This is a genomic window from Companilactobacillus miaonis, from assembly GCF_036913615.1.
In the GTDB taxonomy this organism is placed as follows: domain Bacteria; phylum Bacillota; class Bacilli; order Lactobacillales; family Lactobacillaceae; genus Companilactobacillus.
The window spans coordinates 155,418-175,701 of sequence record NZ_JAYKTX010000006.1; the positions used below are offsets into that span (position 1 = coordinate 155,418).

Sequence of the window (20,284 nt, forward strand, 5' to 3'; positions counted from 1 at the left end):
CGATGTGAACTCTCAAAAAGTTTTACTTGTTCAAGTATTCTTCAACAAGCTTCTTGTTATCTTCATTAGTGATTGATTCATTAACGGCACGATCAGCTAATGTAGCTAAGTCTTTAGTACTCAACTTCTTCATCAAACTTCTTACACGAAGTACTGATGTAGCACTCATTGAGTATTCATCTAGACCCATGCTCAATAGCAATGGAAGCATTGTGTTGTCACCAGCGGCTTCACCACACATGCCAGCCCACTTACCTTCTTTATGAGCTGATTCAATAACATGTTTGATCAATCTCAAAATTGAAGGGTTATATGGTTGGTATAGGTATGAAACATGTTCATTACCACGATCAGCAGCCATTGTGTATTGGATCAAGTCGTTTGTACCAATACTGAAGAAATCAACTTCCTTAGCAAATTGGTCTGCAAGAACTGCAGCAGCTGGAACTTCCATCATCATTCCTAATTGAATGCTGTCAGAAACTTCAACACCATCTTTAACTAACTTAGCTTTTTCTTCTTCAAAGACCTTCTTAGCATCTCTGAACTCTTGCAATGTACCGATCATTGGGAACATAATACGCAAGTTACCAAAAGCAGATGCACGAAGCAAAGCTCTTAGTTGTGTTCTAAAGATTTCTTGTCTATCCAAACTGATACGGATAGCACGGTAACCTAAGAATGGGTTCATTTCTTCTGGAAGTGGTAAGTATGGCAAGTGTTTGTCACCACCGATATCCATAGTACGGACAACGACTGGCTTACCTTTCATTCCTTCAAGAACCTTCTTATAAGCCTTGAATTGGTCTTCTTCTGTTGGAAGAGAATCTGATTGCATGTACAAGAACTCTGTACGATACAAGCCGACACCTTCGGCACCATTATCAATAACACCTTGTAGATCATCAGGTGTACCGATATTAGCAGCGATATCAAAGTGCTTGCCATCAGCTGTAACTGAAGGTTCGTCCTTTAATTTCTCCCATTCAGCTTTTTCTTCAGCAAATTCCTTTGCCTTTTGTTCATATTTCTTGATATCGTCATCACTTGGATCAACGATTGCAGCACCGTTTAATCCATCAACAATAACAGTATCACCGGCTTTAACATCTTTAGTGATTGTGTCAGTACCAACTACAGCTGGCAATTCCAAAGAACGTGCCATGATAGCTGAGTGAGCTGTACGACCACCAATATCAGTAACAAAGCCTTTTACATACTTCTTATTTAATTGAGCTGTATCACTAGGTGTCAAATCATGAGCAACGATAACAACCTCATGGTCGATCAATGCTGGATTTGGTAATTCAACGCCTAATAAATGAGCCATAACACGTTTCGTAACGTCACGGACATCGGCTGCTCTTTCTTGCATGTATGGATTATCAGTCATACCTTCAAAGATTGAAATGAAGTTTTCTGAAACATCATGCAATGCTTGTTCAGCGTTAACACTCTTATCGGAAACTTCTTTTTCAACTGCACCTGTAAATTCGGGATCAGCCAAAATCATCTTGTGAGCATCAAAAACTTGAGCTTCCTCTTCACCTAGAGATTCCTTAGCGGTATCTCTGATTTTTGTAAGCTCATCATCTGATGTAGAAATAGCATCTTTAAGACGACTGATTTCTGCATCAGCATCTGAAATACTTTTCTTAGTGAAAGACAAATCTGGTTGAACTAAAAGGTATGCTTCAGCAGTAGCGATACCATCACTTGCTGCAATTCCCTTAATAGTTTTAACCATTATTCTGCCAATCCTTCCTTTGTCATTGTTTCTGAAATAGCAGCGATTGCATCACTTGCATCGTCACCATCAGCAGTAATTGTAACATCAGCACCTTGGCCAACACCGAGTGACATAACACCCATGATTGACTTCAAGTTAACTGACTTGCCTGAGAATTCGATGTTTACATCTGAACTGAATTTACTTGCTGTTTGTACCAACATAGTAGCTGGACGTGCGTGGATACCTGTTTCTGCAATAATGTGAAAATCTTTCTTTTCCATAATTAATACCTCACCATATAATATAAAATTCTGTAGATATACTACAAATATTCACTAATTAATTTACCATTATCTCTAATTTTTCACAAGGGCTTTGCACAAAAAATCGTGAGATAACTCAAGTGTGATAAGCCGTTTAACGCTTACAACGCTTGACGCTGAAAGCGTTTATATTATAAAACTTTTTCAAAGATAATTGAAAAAAATATCATTTCTACTATTAAATAAATTTTTTTTTAGAATTCCAAGACTTAGCACTTGCATTAGTCGAGTGCTAATTATATACTACCGTTGTATCCTGTGCAAAAGGAAAGGTGGGGTGCGTATGCTTTGTCAGAATTGTCATAAGAATGAAGCGACGATTCACTTGTACACGAGTGTTAACGGCCAACGGACAGAAATCAATCTCTGTCAGGACTGTTATCAAAAATTAAGAAATCAAGCTAACGAAGGTATGAATAATATGGCACAAAATCCTAACGGTGGATTTTCTAGTTTTGAAGACTTGTTTAACGCCTTAAACGGTGCACAACAACCTAACAATGCTTTCCAGCAACAAGGTCCACAAACTCAAATGGGCAATGGTAACGGTAATGGCCGTCGTCCTAGAGGAAATGGAGTCTTAGACCAATACGGTGTTGACTTGACTGCCCTTGCTAAGAAGGGTCAGATCGATCCAGTCATTGGTCGTGATAAGGAAATCAATCGTGTAATCGAAATATTAAATAGAAGAACTAAGAACAACCCTGTTCTAATTGGTGAAGCAGGTGTCGGTAAAACCGCCGTTGTTGAAGGTTTAGCACAAAAAATCGTTGACGGCGACGTACCGGAAAAATTACAAAATAAACGTGTTATCCGCTTGGATGTAGTTTCACTAGTCCAAGGTACTGGCGTACGTGGTCAATTTGAACAAAGAATGCAACAATTGATTAATGAACTACAAAAGAATAAGGAAATTATTCTTTTCATCGATGAAATTCATGAAATTGTCGGTGCTGGTAATGCTGAAGGCGGAATGGATGCAGGTAATGTTTTGAAACCTGCCCTTGCCCGTGGCGATATGCAATTAGTTGGTGCTACTACTTTAAATGAATATCGGACAATTGAAAAAGATTCTGCTTTGGAACGTCGTCTCCAACCAGTTCAAGTTAATGAACCTAGTGTTGACGAAACCGTTCAAATCTTAAAAGGTATTCAGCCTAAGTACGAAGATTACCATCACGTAAAATTCTCAAATGAAGCTATCAAGGCTGCGGCTGAATTATCAGCTCGTTACATTCAAGATCGTTTCTTACCTGATAAGGCAATCGATTTGATTGATGAAGCTGGTTCTAAGAAGAACTTACAAATCAATCACGTTGATATGGAAGATCTCGATAATAAGATTTCTGACGCTGAAGTTCAAAAGCAAGCTGCCCTTCGTAATGAAGATTACGAAAAAGCTGCTTACTACCGTGATCAAGTAACTAAGTTCCAAAAAATGAAAGATGGCGCTAAAAACGAACCAATCGATAAGAGTATCGTCAGTGAAAAAGATATTCAAAAAATTGTCGAAGAAAAGACTAACATTCCAGTTGGCGAGTTACAGTCTAATGAACAAGCCCAATTGAAGAATCTTGAACCTGATTTGAAAGCTCACTTAATTGGTCAAGATAAAGCTGTTGGCGATGTTGCAAGAGCTATTCGTCGTAATAGAGTCGGTTTCAACAAATCTGGTCGTCCAATTGGTTCCTTCTTATTCGTTGGACCTACTGGTGTTGGTAAAACTGAACTTGCTAAACAACTTGCTCGTGAACTATTTGGTTCAGAGGATTCAATGATCAGATTCGATATGTCTGAATATATGGAGAAACATTCAGTTTCTAAATTGATCGGTTCACCTCCAGGGTATGTTGGTTACGAAGAAGCTGGTCAATTGACTGAACAAGTTCGTCGTAATCCATACAGTTTGGTTCTATTAGATGAAATTGAAAAAGCTCATCCTGATGTAATGCACATGTTCTTGCAAATCCTCGATGATGGCCGTTTAACTGATTCTCAAGGTAGAACAGTCAGTTTTAAGGATACTATCATCATCATGACTTCAAATGCCGGACAAGGCTTACAAGAAGCTAATGTCGGCTTTGGTGCAGAAGCTAGTGGAACTACTAACTCAATCATGAATCGTTTATCAGAATTCTTTAAACCTGAATTCTTGAACAGATTCGATGGTATCGTTGAATTCAACTCATTGACAAAAGATAATCTTCTCAAGATCGTTGATTTGATGCTTGATGATACAAATAAGATGATTGCTGACCAAGGTTTGAGTATTCACGTAACTAAAGATGCTAAGGATAAATTAGTTGATTTAGGTTACAACCCTAAGATGGGTGCTCGTCCATTACGTCGTGTGATCGAAGAACAAATTGAAGACAAAGTTGCTGATTACTTCCTAGATCATCCAAATGATAAGGATCTACAAGCAAGCATTGTCAAAGGTGAAATTAAAATTTCCAAGTATAGTGCACCTGATACTGAAGAATAGTGGTGCTTTGAGTCTAAGACAGTTGTCTTGGGCTCTTTTTGTATACAAAAAAACTCTCCTATTTCAATTTACATTGTTGTAGGAGAGTTTTTTAATGAGTGATTACTTAATCATCATTTTCAACTTCAAGTATTTTACCCGTTTGGGCATTGATTTTTACACTTTTTTCAGTGCTATTCTTTTTCACAGTAACTTCCCAGTAAGTCTTCCCTAGGTCCTTATCGAGACTGAATTCGGTACTGACTCCACCGCCAATTTTGTCTTCAGCAATCTTGGCAGCTTTTTTGATTGAAATCAAATCGTCTACATCCAAAGTTTCAGATTTACGAGATGCATCATCTTGATCATCTTCGTCAAGCTCTTCTTGAGAGTTCTGTAAAATCTTCTTATTACGAGCGTTAATATTCAACTGATACTCTTTTTGCTCATCAATTCCTTCTATCTTATAAACTGGTCCTCGATATGATTTTTCCAGCTCTAAAGAAGTAACAGAAGTCTTGGGATAAGTCTTTTGATACAGCTTGATTGCATCGTTAGCACTTACCTTGATCTGATTTTTTAGAACTTTTGAAGAATTAGACTTGCTTTGTGTCGAACTACTAGCGGAATTAGTTGAACATCCAACTAGCAAAATGGACAACATAATGGTGATGAATCCCATTATTTTTTTCATTATCGAATCCCCCACTTAATCTATTAGATATCTTACTTTCAGTATACTGAAAATGAGGCCTGACAAGCAACGAAAAGCATTATAAATAATTCTATACCAAGCTTAGAAACCATTGTTAGCGGTCATTTCTTTGAACCACAAGCCACTCTTTTTAACCGTTCGTTTGAAATTATTATCCAGGTCAACGCTATAAAAACCGTAACGATTGCGATAACCGTTTAGCCAAGACCAACAGTCAACAAAAGTCCACATATGATATCCGAAACAATTACTACCAGCTTCCATTCCCTTATGAAGCATCGACAAATGATCTTTCATAAAATCAATTCGATAATCATCTTCAATCATCCCATCAGCGTTCTTAAACCGAGCTTCATCAGCTACACCCATTCCGTTTTCACTGACATACCAAGGAATATTTTTGTATTGATCACGCATCATGATGGCAATATCGTACAAAGCTTTAGGATAGATCTCCCAACCACGATATGGATTGATTTTCTTATCTGGCCAATCATATGGCTCATACAAATCTTCTGGCATTTTAGCTGGGAAATGAGGATTTGTCGGTGCTTGGACACGTCTAGGCTGATAATAATTGATTCCGATGAAGTCAACTGTGTTATCAGCTATCAATTGTTGATCATCTTTTTCAACGGTTGGTAAAAGCTTATTTTCTTTTAACAATTCAATTAATTCATTTGGCACCTTACCAAGCACAGCCGGATCCAAAAAGCTCTGTGTGTTCAACAAATCAGAATCCTTTTTAGCCTTTAAATCGGCTGCACTTTGACTGCGACTATAAGCTGGCAAAACGTTTAAAATAATTCCAATTTCTCCGTCGATTTGACTCTTTCTAAATTCACGCACAGCGCAGACGTGTGACATCAAAGTATGATACCCAACCTGTACTGCTTTTTTCATGTCAACAATAGCTGGATAATGGAAACCTAATAAATAACCGCATTCGACGTGAACCATTGGCTCGTTGAAAGTTGTCCACTTATGCACCAGATCACCAAATTGTTCAAAGGCAGTTTTAGCGTAGAAAGCAAAATCTTCCACCGACTCACGAGCTTCCCAGCCACCTTTTTCCATCAGCCACCAAGGCATATCGAAGTGAAACAAATTAATAATCGGTTCTATATTGTGATCAAGCATATCTTGAAAGTAGTCTCGATAAAAAGCCACTGCCTCAGGATTCAAAGTCTTTCCATCCGGCAACAGACGAGCCCAAGAAATTGAGGTACGATAAGAATTCATCCCAATCTTCGTCATGTTTTCAACGTCTTCATGATACATTTCATAAGTATTAGAAGTATCCTTTGGCCCTTGATCCTGGTTGAATTTTTCAGGATTCATTTCAAACCACTTGTCCCAAGTTGTTGCAGACTTACCATTCAACAAACTGTGACCCTCTGTTTGAGGTGCGGAAGCAGCAGCTCCCCACAAAAAATCTTTCGGAAAGTTAATCATTTTTATCTCCTTATAAAAGTCTTCTTGTAGAATTGTATCAAAGATTGTGGTGTTTTTGGGAAACGTTTTCACAACGAAATATTTTTTAACCTTGAATTATATGAAATATAATTAGAGTCAGCTTTACGATACTCAAGCGACATTTTCAACGTGAGTATTGTAAGTAAATTGCACGCCCTTATCTCCCAAGAATTTGACCATTGGTTGAATGAACGATTCATATTGATTGTATATGGAAAAGAGTGTTATTTGCGATAAAAACAAATAACACTCTCATTTTTAAAATTCTTCATATACTGCAGGATCTTGATTATTTGTTCGACCATCCGTTTTAGTTAAAGCATTGATTTGGCGCATATCTTCAGCCGATATTTCAAAATCAAAAATATCCATATTTTCACGTTGACGAACTGGTGAAGCTGATTTAGGAATTGGAATTGTCTTTAATTGCAATTCCCATCTTAGTATCATTTGGCCAACAGTTTTATTGTATTTTTTGCTCAATCTAATTAACACTTCATCTTGCAACACTGAACTAGCACGTCCAAGCGGACTCCAATCCATCGTCACGATATCGTTATCCGCATCGAATTTACGCATTGATTCTTGATTGAAATATGGATGTAATTCAATCTGATTAACACTTGGCATAACGCCTGTTTCATTTTTTAATTTATTCAAGTGATCTGGTAAAAAGTTGCAAACACCAATTGATTTTACTAAGCCAAATTTCTGAGCATCAATCAAAGCTTGCCAGGCTTCAACATACATACCACGTTTAGGATTAGGCCAATGTAGTAAATACAAATCAAAATAATCCAAATGTGCTCGGTATAGTGATTCTTGTAATGCCGTTATAGCATCATCATAAGCATAATAGCGACCTGGCAACTTAGAAGTAACTGTTAATCGATCACGATTGATACCACTCTCCGCAATTGCTTTACCAACAGCACCTTCGTTCTCATAATTATAAGCTGTATCAAGCATCGTATAACCATTGTTAATAGCCGAAACAATACTTTGAACGCCACTACGGCCATTTAACTTGTAAGTTCCAAAGCCAAAGCTAGGAATTTCTTGTCCATCATTTAATTTATACATGAATATAATCCTCCTCAATACTTATAAACTACAACAAATTGAGAAATTGGACAAAAGAAAAAGTCCTACATCGTTGCCCCCAAAATCGGCTTTGCTATGGAAGACGGTATACTACACCAACCAAAAAAAGAAGCTAAGCAATTATACAATCACTTAACTTCTATAATTATTCTTATTTCAACAACAAAAAACACAAAACTAAATCATCACGGTCTTTTAAATCAAAACCAGTTTGTTCATGGAATTTCTCCATGCGATACAATAAAGTATTTCGATGCAAGAAAAGCTCTTTTGCAGTCTTAGTTAAATTGGAATCACACTTGTACAAAGCGTTGATCATTTGAGTTGTCTTAGAATCAATATCGATTTTTTTCTTGAGTGATTTAAACATATCCGTATTCTTCAGATTTTGCTCAATCAAGAAATCTAAGATAACTGTCGACAAGTTGTTGACGTTGTCTTTCATTTCTAGTGACTTATGGAACAGTTGGCGTTCCATATCAAAAATATTAGGGAGTTTCTCATTGACGGGCCAAAATTGCCCTACGTATACTCGACTTTTCGTATAAAAATCAGAATCAATCAGTTGAATCATTCTTTGGACCTCGAGCTTGTCCATATTAGTCTTAGTTTCTTTTTCAATCAGTATTCCTGTGTACTTGTTGATCCAAAAACTATCGACTACCTCGTCAAACGTATCAACAAATACATTTAACCATTCTTTTGCTCGATCATCTGATTCCAACTTCTGTACTTCAAATTGGAGTACACGAACGTTAGATTTCTCTGAAGGAATTTTGTCACTTTCATGAACTAAGAAGTTCCACCAGTTGTTATTAATGGATTTATTATTATTATCTTGACTGACTAATGACAAGAGAAATTTTTCTTTATTACTTAAATGGTTCTTCTTAATTGTGATCCACTGATCTTGAATCAAAAAGTTATAATCATCAGGATCAGAACTTGGTTCAACCACAACCTTTGCGTCAGGGTATAATTCCAATAACTTTGCAATACTTCCCAGCATACTTTAACCACCTATTTATTCGATTGCGTCTGTGGTCTTTTCATCAAAGAAATGTGCCTTGTTCAAATCAAATGTTAGACGTACTGTAGCGCCTGGTTCGTGATAGTCACGAGCATCAACAATAGCAACAAATTCTGTGTCATCAACCTTTGAATAAAGCATTGATGTTGCACCTAGCAATTCAGAAACCACAACCTTACTTTCAACTGTTGCTTCTGGGAATGTCTCTTCCATTGCGCCTTCAGCGTGGATATCTTCTGGACGTACACCCAAAGTAACATCCTTATCATTATAACCCGCATCGTCAAGAATCTTAGAACGTCCTTCAGGCACTTTTAGATTTAAACCACCATTATCGGTAACCATACCATCCTTGTAGTGAACATCAAAGAAGTTCATTGAAGGTGAACCAATAAATCCGGCAACGAATTTGTTCTTAGGTGTTTCATAAACTTCTTTAGGGGTACCAATTTGTTGAACTTCACCCATTGACATAACAACGATTCTGTCAGCCATAGTCATAGCTTCAGTTTGATCGTGGGTAACGTAAATTGTAGTTGTATTCAATTCTTGGTGTAGTTTAGCAATTTCGGCACGCATCGTAACACGAAGTTTAGCATCCAAGTTTGATAGAGGCTCATCCATCAAGAAGATTGGAGCATCACGAACGATAGCTCTTCCTAAAGCAACACGTTGTCTTTGACCACCAGATAGAGCAGCAGGTTTTCTATCTAGGTATTCTGACAAGCCCAAAATCTTTGCGGCGTGATCAACCTTTGTCTTAATTGTATCCTTATCATATTTACGAAGTTTCAAACCAAAGGCCATGTTATCAAAAACGGTCATATGTGGATACAGAGCATAGTTTTGGAAAACCATAGCGATATCACGATCTTTTGGTGCAGTATCATTTTCATACTTACCATTGATCAGTAATTCACCTTTTGTAATGTCTTCAAGTCCAGCAATCATACGTAAAGTTGTTGATTTACCACAACCTGAAGGTCCAACGAAGACGATAAATTCCTTATCCTTAATGTGTAAATCGAAATCAGAAACAGCATAATTATCTTTTTCAGCATTAGGATATCTCTTATAAATGTGATTTAAATCAATTTCTACCATATTATTAAACCCTCTCAACATTTAGTTATTAACTCTAATTCATAAATACATTGTATTTTAAAAGCGCTTTCATTGTTATTACAAAACAACTAAAAACTATCAACATTTTTGTGCACTTTTACTAAAAACTAAATTTAAATGAGATTTATTCTTTAATTTGATAATCAAAATAATTCAAAAATAGTTCGCAATACATCATATTAGCCCATGAGAACCATTCACGAGTATATTTAGTCGGATCATCGACATCAAAACCTTCGTGCATCATATTCGTTCCTGCTGTCGTATTGACCATCTTATCTAACAATTTTGCCTTAACTGCCTTATCAGGTTGAGTCAAACCCTGAATTACCAGAGCAATGTGCCAAATATAATTTTTTGGAGTATGCGGACTACCTAACCCTTGACCAAATTTACCTGCATAATAGTATGGATTCTCAGTACTCAAAATCGTTTTACGAGTATTCAAATAAGTTGGATCATCCATCGACGTGTAGTGTAAATATGGCGTGCTCAAAAGATTGGGAACATTGCCATCATCCATAACTAAATAATGCCCTAACCCATCAGTTTCATATGCATAAATTCTTTCTCCAGCTTGATTAGTCGTTGTTCCATACTTTTCAATTCCAGTTCGAACTTTAGTTTGAATATTCTTAGCTTGATCGACAATTTCAGGATCATCCAAAACAGAACTAAAAATTTCTTGAATATAATCCAAAACTAAAACAGCAAACATGTTGGCTGGAACTAAATAACCATAGACGCAAGCATCGTCACTGGGTCTAAAGCCTGACCAGATCATCCCAGTTTCTTTAACCGGTGACCCCATACCATCATTGGTTAAAGTATCTTCCGGACGGTCTTCATCTCTTTGGAAACGATAAGGTGACCTAGTTGCGTGACACTGTTCAGTTTCAAACACATGCAATAATTTCTCAATCCCACTGACAAAACTCTCATCAAATTGGTCAACTCGACCAGTATTCTTATAGAGTAAGTAGGCCAGTTGGACCGGGAAACACAGTGAATCAATTTCAAACTTGCGTTCCCAAATCCAGGGCGTCATTTCTGTATGGTCTTTGTGATGCCCGGCATTGTTAGGTTCGCTATTGAACGCATTAGCATACGGATCGTGATTCATGTTGAAAAATTGGCGTTTAACGACTCCACGGATAAAATCAGATATCTCAGGTATCTTTTGTGCCATCACCAAGTATGGACGGACTTGACAAGTTGAATCCCGTTGCCACATCGCTGGAATGTCGCCAGTCAATATAAAAATATCGTCATCGGCAATTTTCTTAACTGTCGTTTCTAAAGTGTTAGCGTAAGTGACATTGAAAACTTTACTCCAGTCAGCATGCTTAACTCCGGCCTTTTGAGTAACGCTATCCATAAATTGCTTTACTGCTGGTGAAATAGTTTGTTTATTCAAAATTTGTTCCTCCAATTGATATATCATTTTCACTAATAGTATAATGCAATCGTTTTCAAAAAACTAGTAACTTTTATTTCCAGATATGCTATATTAGTAGTATTAGAAAGGATGGCTTGCCATGGAACCAAAGTATAAATTGATATACCAATCCTTAAAAAATAAAATTTTAAATCACCAAATAAACGTCGGTGATAAACTTCCCAGTGAAAACCAATTGGCTAAAGAATATTCCGTCAGTCGTATCACCTCTAAACGGGCGCTAACTGAATTAGAAAATGATGGACTCGTCAGTCGTCAAGCCGGTGTTGGTACAATCGTCCAAAAGGATCATCTTACGGAAATTAAAAATGAGATCTTATTTGTCATCCCTTTTGCCAATAATGCTGAATTCGGCGATTACACTAGTGGCCTATTACAAGTTTTCAATGAACAACGAAATTTTCAAATCACGACCGTTACTAATCAAAAATTCCGTAACTTCCCACTATCAAGAATCAATCAAGCAAAAGGAATCATTTATTATGTCGAGTCCCTAACGAATGACCTAAAAGTTATTACCAAGTTATTTCTAGATAAAATCCCAATTGTTATCTTAGACAAGTCTTTTGACGACTTACCGATTCCCTGCGTAACTTGTGATAATTTTAACGGTGGAAAACTAGCCACGACCACTTTATTACGATCGGGTTTACAAAAACTCGCTTTCGTGACCAATGAAGACAGTATCAGCGATTCGTCCGTCCGTTCACGCTACTTTGGTTTTTTAAGTGCGGTTCAAACTCAAAAATCGATCACTTCAATTTTGTTCAACATTAAAGAACACGATATTTCTGCTTTGATCGCCGATATCAAGACTAAAAAAATTGATGGCATCGTCGCCCAAAATGATGTCGTCGCTATCAGAATCATGAATCAATTACATCAATGTGGTATCAAGATTCCTGAGGATGTTTCTGTTATTGGTTTTGACAACATTCAAGCCAGTACTTTAAGTTATCCCGCTTTAACTACCATTGAACAAAATTTTGTTGCTTTAGGAACTAGTGCCGCCAAATTATTACTCCAACTAATTGAGGCACCTAAGCAAAATATTCCGCCACAAACCATCATTCCGGTGAAATTGATCAAGCGTGATTCGGATAAATCTTAAAATTTCCTTTACTTTCTTTTAAACATTTTTAAGATACCAACAGAAAGGCTATTCCCGTAAATCTTCTATGTTAGAATGACACTAATTTAATGTTAGAAGGGAATTTTATGGGAAAAAAACATACTCGCCACCACTTTTCCCATAACGGGGAAAAAACTATGGAAAATGACGTACTATCACCTAAAGTTAAAAAAATTGCTCGTGATGATGTGAAAATCAAAATTCATTACGTTGATTCTTTGGGACATGAAATTGCTAAGTCTAAGACCATCAAAGGTCATTATTTGGATAAATTGGACATTCCTTGGCAAGAAATTCCAGGTTACGTTCTATCCTCTGTGAATAACTTCCAACAAACTTTCATCCCTAATTCTGACGGAATTTATTTAGTTTATGTCAATCAGCTCTCGGCTCCAGTGATCATCTATCACCGAAACTCCCACGGTCAATTAATTTCTGATCCACAATATTTAGAAGGTAAATTAAATCAAAGTTTTGACTCACATCCTTTGCAAGAAGCCAATCATTTTTTGATCCACACACCTAAGAATGCTTCTGGACAGTTTACCGACAAAGTTCAAGAGCAGGAATACATTTATAACGTCAGACCAGTTCGTGAACTAAAGATTCAAAAGAATTTATACGTTAAGACAAAAAATAATACTAACGTCTTCAACGAACCATTGAGTAAACAACCACTCGACAAAAAGCTGCCTTATGGAACATCTTGGAAAGTCTTTGGCGCCGTGTCGGAAACTTACAACAATCTCATTTGGTATAACTTAGGTGGTAACACTTGGGTTCCTAGTTCAGAAAAAATTACTACTGAAATAATCAATCGTCCAACAACGAAACAAGAAATGTTGACCAGTCCGCTCAACGAAAGTGTCAGTGACATTAGCTACACTTATTCAGTGATTGACAGTATGAATATTAATCGCAACGTCAAAGTCCTCTACTACTCTGATCAATACATCACTGCTTGGAAGACTCCTTATGGAGATATGGACAATCAACGCTTCAAAGGTGACCAACAAGTCTTTGTAAACAAATTAGTTCAATTAGACAACTACAGCGTCTGGGCACAACTAGATGACGGTTATTACGTTGAAAGCAAATATCTAAATCTATAAGAAAGCAAAAGCATCTTTTGGTAATCAATTATTGACTACTAAAAGACGCTTTTATTTATTCTATTTAACTCTAAAACTAAATAAAGAAGCTGAATTAGCGCTACATGCATTAATTCAGCTTCTTTTGTTTTATAAAAATCTTTACATATCTTCTAAAGCATTATTTGCGGCAATACGTCCAAAGGTGAAAATATCACTTAAGGAATTTCCGCCTAGACGGTTACCAGCGTGAATACCGCCTGCAACTTCTCCAGCAGCATACAATCCTTTAATAATTTCATTCTTTTCATTGATAACATGAGCTTTGGTATCGATCTTCAAGCCACCCATTGTATGGTGAACGGCTGGCTTTCTTGGTGTGGCATAAAATGGTGCCACTTTAACCTTCAAATCAAAAGCGCTCTTGTGGAATTCTGGATCTTCACCTGCATCAACATATGAATTGTACTTATTGATCGTATCAACAAAAGTATCAGGATTCATTCCGAGTTGCTTAGCTAAACCTTCTAGCGTGTCATCACGATACAAGGTACCTTGTTCAACTTGTTTGTCGATTTGAGCTTGGCTGGTATTATAAGCAGTTTCTTTGATCTTGTCATCAGCAATCAAATAGAACAAACTTCCATTATCGATAGCAGCCTTAGTCAATTCATCACGACTACCATATTCGTTAACAAAACGTTTACCCTTTTGGTTAACCATCACAAAGTTCTGTGGTGGAACTTGCAAACCACTAAAGAGTTCACCAGTCTCTGGATCTGACACTGGCATCATTTGTGAGAAGCCCATACCAACTAATTTGGCACCAGCACTTAATCCCAAACGAATTCCGTCACCAGTAATAGCTGGTGAATTAGTTGTCTTGATGTTGTCATCGATATTTGACCAATAAGTGTTGTACTGTTTCAACATCTTTGTATTAGCACCGAAACCACCTGAAGCTAAAATAACTGCTTTAGCATGAACGATAACTTTCTTACCATCAGAACTTCTAGCAATAACACCAGAAACTTTGCCATCTTCAATGATCAATTGCTTAACGGCAGTATCAGTGATAATTTTACTATCGTGATCTTCAACAAATTTCTTCAAAGCTTGGATAAAAGCAAATCCTTGACTGCCAAGTGGCTTATGTCCACGTCTCCAAAGAGCACCAACTGGCATTGTCACTTGCGTCTTATCAAATTTAACGCCAATGTCTTCAAGCCATTTAACTGACTCTAAAGCGTGGTCTGTCAATACTTTGACTAAGTCATATTGACCATAGATCTTGTTGCCATTGAGATCAGTTCTTTTTCCACCGAGATAAGTTTGAATTCGGTGCAAAAGTTTTGAATCGAAGAGATAAGCTTTTTTGTCTTCGTTTTCTTTCAAATATTCAGCGATTTGTTTCTTCAAAGCTTGAAAATCAGCCAAATATTCACTGTCAATTGTGGATTCATCAATTTCCATGATTTCCTTCAAAGTGTGACGCTCACCAGGAATCTCTTGGAATTTATTTTGCCACTCAGGGTCTGCCGCGTTCATTGGACCACCGGCACGAACAGTATTTCCACCCACTGCTGGGAATTTTTCAACTACGATTGCTTTTGAACCGTCCTGAATTACTCGGGCAGCTGCGGTCAATCCAGCACCACCAGCACCAACTACGACGACATCAGTGTTATACTCAACAACATTTTGCTTGTTAGGACCAGCTGACTTCTTACGTTTCTTCAAAATATCTGGGTTAGCTCCAGACATCTTAACAGCTTTAGCAACTCCATCAATCACACCGTTACTTGTGATTGAAGCTCCAGAAACCACATCGACGTTTAGAGTTTGTCCATCGATAATCTCTTGTGGAATTCGTTTGAAGGCTACATCAGCAATTCCTTGTGTTTCACTAGATGTGTCGATATCGATTTTTTCAATTCGGTCATCTGACAAAGTAACTTCCATTGGTAAATCACCGTTATGGCCAACAGCCGTAACTTTGAAGGTACCAGGTTGATAAGTAATGTCTTCTGGGATATTCATTTGAGCGATGATATCAGAGAATTTCTCAAATTTAGCAAAACAGCTATCTAGAAAATCAATTGTCCGGCTATCTTTTAAATCGCCATTGTCATCAAAAGCTTCTTGAGCTTTGCCCAATAAGAATTCTGAACCAGGCATTACACTGGCATTTACTCCGGGAGCATCAAGAATTTGACGTAAATGTAATTGAGCTCTGGATGATCCTTGAACGCTGTATGAAGCACCCACGATCATTACAGCTTTACCGTCGAAAGGATGTAAGTTAAACGATAACCATTCAATTATGCTCTTCAAAGCAGCAGGAATTGAGTGATTATGTTCTGGTGTAGCGATGATCACTCCATCAGCATCCTCAATCTTTTGATTGAATTCTTGAATGATAGGACTATTTGATTCATCTTTTGACTCATTAAACATTGGAACATTCTTCAATTCCAAAATCTCAATTTCAGCTTGATCACTGAAATGTTTTTGCATGAATTGTAACAACATTCGGTTGTATGATTTTTTGGCATTTGTACCAACAATTCCAATAAACTTCATTACATGTCCTCCCCATTAGCAATTTGATCCCATGAGAATTTTTGATTTTCTTCAAAGAACTTACTATTAGCAGTTAATTTTTCTGTCAATTGTACAAAAGAGATAAATTCCTCAAAATCTTTATCTAACTCTTTCACTTTATCTTCATAAACTAATTTGCCATTATCATCAAAAGCTTGTAATGAACGACCAAGCAAAAATTCAACATTTGGCATTATCAAAGCTTTTAATTCTGGTGCCTCAAGAATTTGACGCAAATGTGCTTGTGCTCTAGAAGTTCCCAGTGAGCCATGAGAAGCGCCAATTATCATAACTGGCTTATTGATAAGTGGTCTAGTTGTATATGAAAGCCATTCGATAGTATTTTTTAAAGCAGCTGTAACTGAATGATCATATTCTGGTGTGGCAAAGATAACGCCATCACTTTCTTTAATTGCATCTGACAAAATTTGAACAGCTTTAGGCGCTGTTTTATCTTCTGGTTCATCAAAAACTGGAATATCTGCTATTTCACAAATTTTTAGTTCTACTTTCTTACCGAAACGTTGTTGCATGTATTGCAATAAGCGACGATTGGTTGATTCAGTAGAATTAGTTCCTACGATTCCAACTAATTTCATAACAAATCTCCTTCAAATTGTGTACCGTTACACAAATATTCAATTAAAATAAAATTTCGTAAAGTAGCCTTAAAATGGTAGTATTAATACGAAATGATACATTAATCTTAATTTTTCTACATTTTACAGTTTAGTCGCTAATCATTATTTTGTGAAATATTTATTTAATTATTGGATTATAAGTGATTTGCTATAAGTAAGGAGTGACACTATGTCAAAAATTGATTCTGCTAATATGTTGCGTTTTTTAGACATGTTATTGAAACATGGAAATTATACGAAAGCTGCTAAAGACTTATATATTTCCCAGCCTTATTTGACGCAAACGATTCAAAATGCCGAAAAAGAATTAGGAATAGAAATTATTAACCGTAAATCTTCGCCATTGCAATTAACCGATGCTGGCAGAATTTATTATCAATATCTCAATTCCCTCGAGACCGAAAAAAATAATTTTGAAAAACAAATTTTGAGATATTCTTCACCTAACAATACTGTCATTCGTTTGGGAGTCTTATCCAGTTTAGGAACTTACCTTTTGCCGTTATTTATAAATTCCTATTTGAGCAATCATCCCAAGGTCAAAATCGAATTACATGAAGATATTCCTGAAGCCAACGAAAAAAAGACCCTCAACGGTGAAATAGATTTCCTCTTGGGACAAAATCCCGAAACTATTTCTCCTAAATTGACGGTCAAAGATCGCGGTACTCATGGTTATTTTGCAATTATTCCTAAAACTTCTCCCTACTTTCAAAAAGGAAGGAAGTCACTTGAACCTAATTCAATTTCTTTAAAAAACTTGTTAACTGAACAATTAGTTTTAACAACTCATGGTTCAGCCATTCGACGCCAAGTCGACTACTTGCTGCAAAAATATCGCGTGACACCAAATGTCATTCTGGAAAGTAATAATATTTTCACAACCGCCAAACTGGCAACTAGTGGTCTAGGCGTTACGTTGCTACCAGAGAGTATTTACGTCTATCCTAATGCGGATGAATTCAACATTTATCCATTGCCGCAAAGTGTTATCTCACTTGACTACTTCATTGCTTACCAGGCGGACAAAACTTTAAATCAAGCAGAACAGGATTTGATCGATTCTTTCTTAAACAATTTACAACGCAATATCGATGCTGATCCCACTTTGTTATAAAACACTCCCTAAAGCAAAAACCAACGGTATCGTCACTAAACAAAGAATTGTTGACAAACTCATGGCTGAAATTGCTGGAGCAGCATCCCCATGGGCTTGTAAAGTAAACAAAACTACCAATCCTGCAACTGGACAGGCAGCCATAATAATTGTGGTGTAAAAGGCAATTCCAGTCACACCGACTAGTTTCAATAAAAAGATCCCAATAATTGGAAAAATCAAATTTCGCAATAAAATCGTCAAACCAATTTCTTTGTTCAACATGTCTTTAGTGAACTTGATATTAGCCAAACTATTACCAATAACAATCATTGACAGCGGCGTATTGACTGAACCGACATATTTGATGATTTGGTTGGGGATATTAGGAATTTGAATTGAAAAAATGAATAACAATGCCCCAAGCACGATAGCGATAATATTAGGATTGAGCAGGATTGATTTCCAATCCGTCTTTTCCCCTTTAAACAATGAAATGCCTTGAGTCCAACTAAAAATATTAAAGGCTGCCAAAGAGACAACCGCAAAGAAAACACCCTTCGCACCAAAAAGCGAGCTGATCAGTGGAATTCCCATGAACCCAGCATTCGAATAAATACTGCCATATTGTGCGATTCGCTTTAAGTTTTCATCTTTTAAGTGACCAAAAACTAATTTAGCAATTATTATCTCAATAATATAAAGTAAGAAAACACCTATAATGGCTAGTAAAAATTGCTTGATCCGGTCATTCGAATAAGGCTGCTCAAAAGCGTTGATAATTAGGCATGGTGAAACGACGTATAATAACACATTCGTTAAGTCATTCGAGGTTTGAGCATGCATGAATTTTAACTTATTGATTAAAACTCCTATCAGCATCAAACCAAACATTAAAATAATTTGATTGATCAATTGTCCAACATTCATATTTTTTCCTCTGACTAATAGTTTAGTAGAAGTTTTATGCCAAAACAAAAAAACATCCAAAAAAATGGATGTTTTTTTATATTCTTCGACGACTTGTGGCTGGAAATCCTAATTCTTCACGATATTTTGCCACTGTCCGACGTGCAATTTTTAGACCATCATCGACTAGCATATCAGAAATTTTTTGATCACTAAGTGGTTTCTTCCTATCTTCAGTCTTTAAAATGTGTTTAATTTTTTCTTTAACTTGATCAACTGATTTCTCTTCGTTTCCCACTGTAACCTTACTACGACGTGAGAAGAATTGTTTCAATTCAAAAATCCCAAAATCAGTTTGAATATATTTACCATTGATTGTTCGGCTGACTGTTGACTCACTTAATTGTAATTTCTGAGCAACATCTCGAATCAACAATGGAGCCAAAGCATTGGTATCTTGCATAAAGAATTGATACTGAGCTTTGACGATACATTTACCGATGATCGAAATCGTTTCTATTCGACGCTGTAAATTGTATTCCAGTGACTTGTACTGATTATATTTTTCATGAATATACTGCAAAACATCAGCATCAGTTGACTTAGAAAGCCGGTCGTAAGTTTCTTCTGCAAAGACGACTTGTGGCTGACCATATTTGGTAACTGACAAAGTCAATTTGTCCTGATTTTTCTTAACTCGCAATTCAGGAACTACATACTGCTCATTTTTCGAAGTATATCTCTGACCTGGATTAGCCGTCAGTGACTGAATGTAATCCACATCTTTTTGTAATTCCTCATTTGACAACTTCAGTTTACGACGCAATTGCTTCCATTCATGTTTAACGAAAAACTCAAAATTGTCGCTCAGCATCGACATGATACTTTCATTGGCATTATCTGCCTCCGCCTGTAAATAGAGACACTCTTGCAGATCCCGTGCACCAATCCCCGGAGGATCCAACTGATGTAAAAGTGTTTTAGCATCAAGTAACATAATTGGTGTCACGTCTTTAAGTTCACGCAAAATTTCCTTATCCGATAAAGTCAAATAACCATTTGGGTCCAATTGTTCAATTAAATAAACTACTAAATCCCGCAAGGGAGTCTTACGCATCGTTAACTGAACTTGGTCAAGTAAATACTCAAACAACGATTGTTGCTCTTCTCTGATTTGATAAGAATCATGATTACTATTCTCAATAAATGGCATGTCTAAATCAACATGAACATCAAACAGTGGATTCTCCAAACTTTGTTCATTTAAATAATCTGCTAAATCAATCGCATCCGATTGCAAAACTAAAATTGATTGACGCATCCCTTGAGTTAAAGTTAAACCTTGAGTTTGTTTCTGACTCTGACTCTGTTTCAATTCCATCA

At 36.6% G+C, this 20,284-nt stretch carries 17 protein-coding genes; 4 read left to right on the plus strand and 13 right to left on the minus strand.

Annotated elements, in window-relative coordinates; genetic code table 11:
* Positions 1–22: 22 nt before the first annotated feature.
* The gene (ptsP, locus tag U8521_RS06750) at positions 23–1,747 is read right to left on the minus strand and encodes a phosphoenolpyruvate--protein phosphotransferase (RefSeq protein ID WP_334332310.1); all 1,725 of its coding nucleotides are present in this window, start codon (positions 1,745–1,747) and stop codon (positions 23–25) included.
* Positions 1,747–2,013, minus strand: coding sequence for a phosphocarrier protein HPr (locus U8521_RS06755; RefSeq protein ID WP_334332309.1), 267 nt, complete (start codon positions 2,011–2,013; stop codon positions 1,747–1,749). Before U8521_RS06755 ends, ptsP begins: the two co-directional genes overlap by 1 nt.
* Before the next feature lie 325 nt (positions 2,014–2,338).
* On the opposite strand from U8521_RS06755, the gene U8521_RS06760 reads away from it, so the two are divergent.
* Positions 2,339–4,540 (plus strand): ATP-dependent Clp protease ATP-binding subunit, encoded by a 2,202-nt coding sequence (locus U8521_RS06760; protein ID WP_334332308.1) that lies wholly within the window; start codon positions 2,339–2,341, stop codon positions 4,538–4,540.
* Between the two features lie 106 nt (positions 4,541–4,646).
* Here the strand turns inward: U8521_RS06760 and U8521_RS06765 are convergent, their stop codons facing one another.
* The 7 genes from U8521_RS06765 to U8521_RS06795 form a co-directional block, all read right to left on the minus strand.
* Positions 4,647–5,213 (minus strand): PepSY domain-containing protein, encoded by a 567-nt coding sequence (locus U8521_RS06765; protein WP_334352264.1) that lies wholly within the window; start codon positions 5,211–5,213, stop codon positions 4,647–4,649.
* Between the two features lie 102 nt (positions 5,214–5,315).
* Positions 5,316–6,689, minus strand: a complete 1,374-nt coding sequence (locus U8521_RS06770; RefSeq protein ID WP_334352265.1) for a glycoside hydrolase family 1 protein — start codon at positions 6,687–6,689, stop codon at positions 5,316–5,318.
* A gap of 132 nt (positions 6,690–6,821) precedes the next feature.
* Positions 6,822–6,953: an oleate hydratase gene (locus U8521_RS06775; RefSeq protein ID WP_442886135.1), complete on the minus strand. Its 132-nt coding sequence runs from the start codon at positions 6,951–6,953 to the stop codon at positions 6,822–6,824.
* Positions 6,954–6,968: 15 nt separating this feature from the next.
* Positions 6,969–7,793, minus strand: coding sequence for an aldo/keto reductase (locus U8521_RS06780; RefSeq protein WP_442886137.1), 825 nt, complete (start codon positions 7,791–7,793; stop codon positions 6,969–6,971).
* Positions 7,794–7,965: 172 nt separating this feature from the next.
* Positions 7,966–8,823 carry a helix-turn-helix domain-containing protein gene (locus U8521_RS06785; protein WP_334352266.1) on the minus strand — a complete coding sequence of 286 codons (858 nt, stop codon included), beginning with the start codon at positions 8,821–8,823 and terminating at the stop codon, positions 7,966–7,968.
* 15 nt (positions 8,824–8,838) lie between these two features.
* Positions 8,839–9,948, minus strand: a complete 1,110-nt coding sequence (locus U8521_RS06790; RefSeq protein WP_334332304.1) for an ABC transporter ATP-binding protein — start codon at positions 9,946–9,948, stop codon at positions 8,839–8,841.
* 145 nt (positions 9,949–10,093) lie between these two features.
* Positions 10,094–11,386 carry a glycoside hydrolase family 125 protein gene (locus U8521_RS06795; protein ID WP_442886139.1) on the minus strand — a complete coding sequence of 431 codons (1,293 nt, stop codon included), beginning with the start codon at positions 11,384–11,386 and terminating at the stop codon, positions 10,094–10,096.
* A gap of 121 nt (positions 11,387–11,507) precedes the next feature.
* Here U8521_RS06795 and U8521_RS06800 point away from each other — a divergent pair, with 121 nt between their 5' ends.
* Together U8521_RS06800 and U8521_RS06805 are read left to right on the plus strand one after the other, a co-directional pair.
* Positions 11,508–12,539, plus strand: coding sequence for a GntR family transcriptional regulator (locus U8521_RS06800; RefSeq protein WP_334352267.1), 1,032 nt, complete (start codon positions 11,508–11,510; stop codon positions 12,537–12,539).
* 158 nt (positions 12,540–12,697) lie between these two features.
* Positions 12,698–13,672, plus strand: a complete 975-nt coding sequence (locus U8521_RS06805; RefSeq protein WP_334352268.1) for a MucBP domain-containing protein — start codon at positions 12,698–12,700, stop codon at positions 13,670–13,672.
* Between the two features lie 141 nt (positions 13,673–13,813).
* On the opposite strand, the gene U8521_RS06810 is transcribed toward U8521_RS06805, so the two are convergent.
* Together U8521_RS06810 and U8521_RS06815 are read right to left on the minus strand one after the other, a co-directional pair.
* Positions 13,814–16,234 carry a flavocytochrome c gene (locus tag U8521_RS06810; RefSeq protein WP_334352269.1) on the minus strand — a complete coding sequence of 807 codons (2,421 nt, stop codon included), beginning with the start codon at positions 16,232–16,234 and terminating at the stop codon, positions 13,814–13,816.
* The gene (locus tag U8521_RS06815; protein ID WP_334332300.1) at positions 16,234–16,854 is read right to left on the minus strand and encodes an NADPH-dependent FMN reductase; all 621 of its coding nucleotides are present in this window, start codon (positions 16,852–16,854) and stop codon (positions 16,234–16,236) included. The genes U8521_RS06810 and U8521_RS06815 overlap by 1 nt, the downstream gene beginning before the upstream one ends.
* Positions 16,855–17,065: 211 nt before the next feature.
* Between U8521_RS06815 and U8521_RS06820 the strand changes: the two genes are divergently transcribed.
* Entirely contained in the window at positions 17,066–18,013 is a 948-nt protein-coding gene (locus tag U8521_RS06820; protein ID WP_334352270.1) for a LysR family transcriptional regulator, read from the plus strand.
* Here U8521_RS06820 and U8521_RS06825 read toward each other — a convergent pair.
* Positions 18,008–18,922 (minus strand): AEC family transporter, encoded by a 915-nt coding sequence (locus U8521_RS06825; RefSeq protein ID WP_334352271.1) that lies wholly within the window; start codon positions 18,920–18,922, stop codon positions 18,008–18,010. The genes U8521_RS06820 and U8521_RS06825 overlap by 6 nt on opposite strands.
* A gap of 76 nt (positions 18,923–18,998) precedes the next feature.
* On the minus strand, positions 18,999–20,282 hold the full coding sequence (gene rpoN / locus U8521_RS06830; protein WP_334332297.1) for an RNA polymerase factor sigma-54: 1,284 nt from the start codon (positions 20,280–20,282) through the stop codon (positions 18,999–19,001).
* Positions 20,283–20,284: the final 2 nt, after the last annotated feature.